This window comes from Campylobacter sp. RM12637 (assembly GCF_020137645.1).
Classification (GTDB): domain Bacteria; phylum Campylobacterota; class Campylobacteria; order Campylobacterales; family Campylobacteraceae; genus Campylobacter_E.
The window spans coordinates 1-4,646 of the sequence record NZ_JACGAV010000032.1 but is presented as its reverse complement, the minus strand read 5'-3'; the positions used below and the strand labels follow the sequence as shown (position 1 = coordinate 4,646).

Below are 4,646 nucleotides of genomic sequence, written 5' to 3'. Positions count from 1 at the left end.
AAAACTTAAACAGAGCATTTAAGCTAAATGTTCTTTCTAGGTTTTATTTAATTTAATTCTATGTTTATATATAGTTTCTAACCTAGTGTTATTTTATTTATCAATGTTAAGAGTCACAAGCAAGTAATATAAAACAATTTCATAAGCTTGTTAAAGGTAGTTATACTTAATCTCTTTCTTATTACATATATTTAAGTATATATAAGAAAAAGTTTTTAAGCATCACAGCTTAGACGCTTTCCGTCTTGAAGATTAAGATTAATAATTACATAAAAACTTTAGCAAGGAAGTAATGCGTTTTAGTAATACTAAAAACAATAACAATAATGCATGCAAATATATTTCAATTAATACTATTAATTGTAAAAATATTAATAACATTATTAACAAAGGTAAGCTAATAAGAGCAAATGGTGGATGCCTTGGCAGACAAAGGCGATGAAGGACGTACTAGACTGCGATAAGCTACGAGGAGCCGTCAAGGGGCATTAATTCGTAGATTTCCGAATGGGGCAACCCAATACATAGAGATATGTATTACCATATATGGAGCGAACGTTGGGAATTGAAACATCTTAGTACCAACAGGAAAAGAAATCAATAGAGATTACGCTAGTAGCGGCGAGCGAAAGCGTAAGAGGGCAAACCACTAGTTTACTAGTGGGGTTGTAGGACTGCAACAAAGACTAAGCAAAGATAGTAGAACAAGTTGGAAAGCTTGAGCGTAGAGGGTGATACTCCCGTACATAAAATCTTTACTTTACTTAGCAGTATCCTGAGTAGGGCGAGACACGTGAAATCTTGTCTGAAGCTGGGTCGACCACGATCCAACCCTAAATACTAATGTCTGACCGATAGTGTACAAGTACCGTGAGGGAAAGGTGAAAAGAACTGAGGTGATCAGAGTGAAATAGAACCTGAAACCATTTGCTTACAATCATTCAGAGCCCTATGTAGCAATACAGGGTGATGGACTGCCTTTTGCATAATGAGCCTGCGAGTTGTGGTGTCTGGCAAGGTTAAGCTAACGTGAAGCCGTAGCGAAAGCGAGTCTTAATAGGGCGATAAGTCAGATGCTGCAGACCCGAAACGAAGTGATCTATCCATGAGCAGGTTGAAGCTAGTGTAAGAACTAGTGGAGGACCCAACCGACGGCCATTGAAACGGCTCCGGATGACTTGTGGATAGGGGTGAAAGGCCAATCAAACTTCGTGATAGCTGGTTCTCTCCGAAATATATTTAGGTATAGCGTTGTGTAGTAGCTATAAGGGGTAGAGCACTGAATGGGCTAGGGCATACACCAATGTACCAAACCCTATCAAACTCCGAATACTTATAGTGTAATCACAGCAGTCAGGCGGCGAGTGATAAAATCCGTCGTCGAGAGGGGAACAACCCAGACTACCAGCTAAGGTCCCTAAATCTTATTTGAGTGGAAAACGATGTGAAGTTACTTTAACAACCAGGAGGTTGGCTTAGAAGCAGCCATCCTTTAAAGAAAGCGTAATAGCTCACTGGTCTAGTGATTTTGCGCGGAAAATATAACGGGGCTAAAATAAGTACCGAAGCTGTAGACCCAAGCCTAGCTTGGGTGGTAGGAGAGCGTTCTATAGGCGTTGAAGATGTACCGGTAAGGAGCGTTGGAGCGTATAGAAGTGAGCATGCAGGCATGAGTAGCGATAATTAATGTGAGAATCATTAACGCCGTAAACCCAAGGTTTCCTACGCGATGCTCGTCATCGTAGGGTTAGTCGGGTCCTAAGCAAAGTCCGAAAGGGGTATGCGATGGAAAATTGGTTAATATTCCAATACCAACATTATTGTGCGATGGAAGGACGCTTAGGGCTAAGCAAGCTAGCGGATGGAAGTGCTAGTCTAAGGTAGTAGGTTGTTATACAGGCAAATCCGTATAACATTAGACCGAGAACTGAAAGGCTTTCTGAAGTCTTCGGATGGAAGGAAGAATTGCTGATGCCGTCGAGCCAAGAAAAGTTTCTAAGTTTAGATAATGTTGCCCGTACCGTAAACCGACACAGGTGGGTGGGATGAGTATTCTAAGGCGCGTGGAAGAACTCTCTTTAAGGAACTCTGCAAAATAGCACCGTATCTTCGGTATAAGGTGTGGTTAGCCTTGTATTAGGATTTACTCCGAAAGCAAGGAAACTTACAACAAAGAGTCCCTCCCGACTGTTTACCAAAAACACAGCACTCTGCTAACACGTAAGTGGATGTATAGGGTGTGACGCCTGCCCGGTGCTCGAAGGTTAATTGATGGGGTCAGCAGCAATGCGAAGCTCTTGATCGAAGCCCGAGTAAACGGCGGCCGTAACTATAACGGTCCTAAGGTAGCGAAATTCCTTGTCGGTTAAATACCGACCTGCATGAATGGCGTAACGAGATGGGAGCTGTCTCAAAGAGGGATCCAGTGAAATTGTAGTGGAGGTGAAAATTCCTCCTACCCGCGGCAAGACGGAAAGACCCCGTGGACCTTTACTACAGCTTGACACTGCTACTTGGATAAGAATGTGCAGGATAGGTGGGAGGCTTTGAGTTATAGACGCCAGTTTATAATGAGCCATCGTTGAGATACCACTCTTTCTTATTCGGGTAGCTAACTAGCGTGAGTTATCCTCACGTAGGACAATGTCTGGTGGGTAGTTTGACTGGGGCGGTCGCCTCCCAAAAAATAACGGAGGCTTACAAAGGTTGGTTCAAAACGGTTGGAAATCGTTTGTAGAGTATAAAGGCATAAACCAGCTTAACTGCAAGACAAACACGTCAAGCAGAGACGAAAGTCGGTCTTAGTGATCCGGTGGTTCTGTGTGGAAGGGCCATCGCTCAAAGGATAAAAGGTACCCCGGGGATAACAGGCTGATCTCCCCCAAGAGCTCACATCGACGGGGAGGTTTGGCACCTCGATGTCGGCTCATCGCATCCTGGGGCTGGAGCAGGTCCCAAGGGTATGGCTGTTCGCCATTTAAAGCGGTACGCGAGCTGGGTTCAGAACGTCGTGAGACAGTTCGGTCCCTATCTGCCGTGGGCGTAAGAAGATTGAAGAGATTTGACCCTAGTACGAGAGGACCGGGTTGAACGAACCACTGGTGTAGCTGTTGTTCTGCCAAGAGCATCGCAGCGTAGCTAAGTTCGGATGTGATAAGAGCTGAAAGCATCTAAGCTCGAAGCCAACTCTAAGATGAATCTTCTCTTAAGGTCGCAGCAAGACTAGCTGCTTGATAGGTTGGGTGTGTAAGTGGTGAAAGCCATTTAGCTGACCAATACTAATAGACCGTCCGCTTACTTTAAATAAGCATTACTTCCTTGCTAAGGTTTTAATTGACTTGTTCTTTTTCCTTATTGCGTCGTCAAGCTCCTTTGATAGACTATCAGTCTTATCTCAGTCGCTTTCCTAGCACTAAGAAAAAATAACTGCGTCACTTTTAGCTTTAAAAAGGTTATTGAATTAGTTTATTACTTGCTTTTAACATTGTTATTTAAGTTTATTAAATACTAATAGATTTAAATAACAATGTCCGTGATTATACAAATGTGGTAACGCCTTGTCCCATCCCGAACCAAGAAGCTAAGCACATTGTGGGTGATGATACTACGCCTTACTGGCATGGGGAAAGTAGCTCGTTGCGGACTTGTTAAAATCTTTTTTAACTCCTTTCTTTTTAATAATAATTGATTTTTATATACATATTTTTAGATTTAATTTTTTATTATATTTTTTAATTGTAGAAACGGGATAGGGCTAAAAGGTAAGTTTTTATTGTTGCTTTCTTTTTTAGCTTTGTTTGGGTTTTTAAAACCTTTACTTTAAATAATTTGCTTAATTATGTTTTTTAGTATGAGATTATAAAAATAGATATTTTAAATGATACTTATACAATATAGCTCTTACTTTTTATATAGGTTTTTTATTTGCTTTAAGTAGTTTTAGTATATGCTAGAAGTATTTATAAGTTATATGTTTAAAATATTTATATGAGTATGCTTATTTAATTTAATTAGCTTTATATGTTTAAAGAATTATGTATTTAATAAGCTTAGATGATTAATTGTTTTTTAGGTAGTTAAAGTTAAATCAATATTAGAATAATATTTAGACGTAAGCCATAATCTCATATGAAAACATCATTAAGGTAATATGAGTGGTTGAAAAATAATATTGGTAGTGAAGGATGTAATTAAATATTATTTTTTCCAATTTTAATTAAGTAATATTATTGGCAGCAAATTTCTTATTTATGCTATCAAATCTTTATCTTTAATAAGCAATATTAGTAGTAAATGAGGTGTTTATTAAATAGAGTTTATTTAAGATAAAGTTTTTAAAAAACGAAGTTTCTGTAAAAGAAGTTTTTAAAAATTAAGCTTATATAAAATTTGGATTTAAATTCTTTTGCAGTAATTAGGGCTTAGATTGTTTTTAGAAGATAAGTAATTAATACTAAAGTATTTTTATGCTAAGTTTAATTAGTGATTTAAAGTAATAAAAATTAAACTTAATTAAATACCTTAGAGTAAGTTAATACCTAAGCTTATTAAGTAATTAAATTAATTAGATTTATTGATTATATAAAAGTATTTATTACACATATAAAACATAATTAGGATATGAGTTTTTAGTGTTGGGGGGGGGT

General features: G+C 38.2%; 2 rRNA genes. Both read left to right on the top strand.

The features are described from left to right. Nucleotides 1-390: 390 nt before the first annotated feature. A 23S ribosomal RNA gene (locus AVBRAN12637_RS09530) occupies nucleotides 391-3,302 on the top strand. Between the two features lie 226 nt (nucleotides 3,303-3,528). Further along, nucleotides 3,529-3,645: ribosomal RNA gene (rrf, locus tag AVBRAN12637_RS09525) — 5S ribosomal RNA — on the top strand. Nucleotides 3,646-4,646 lie beyond the last annotated feature (1,001 nt).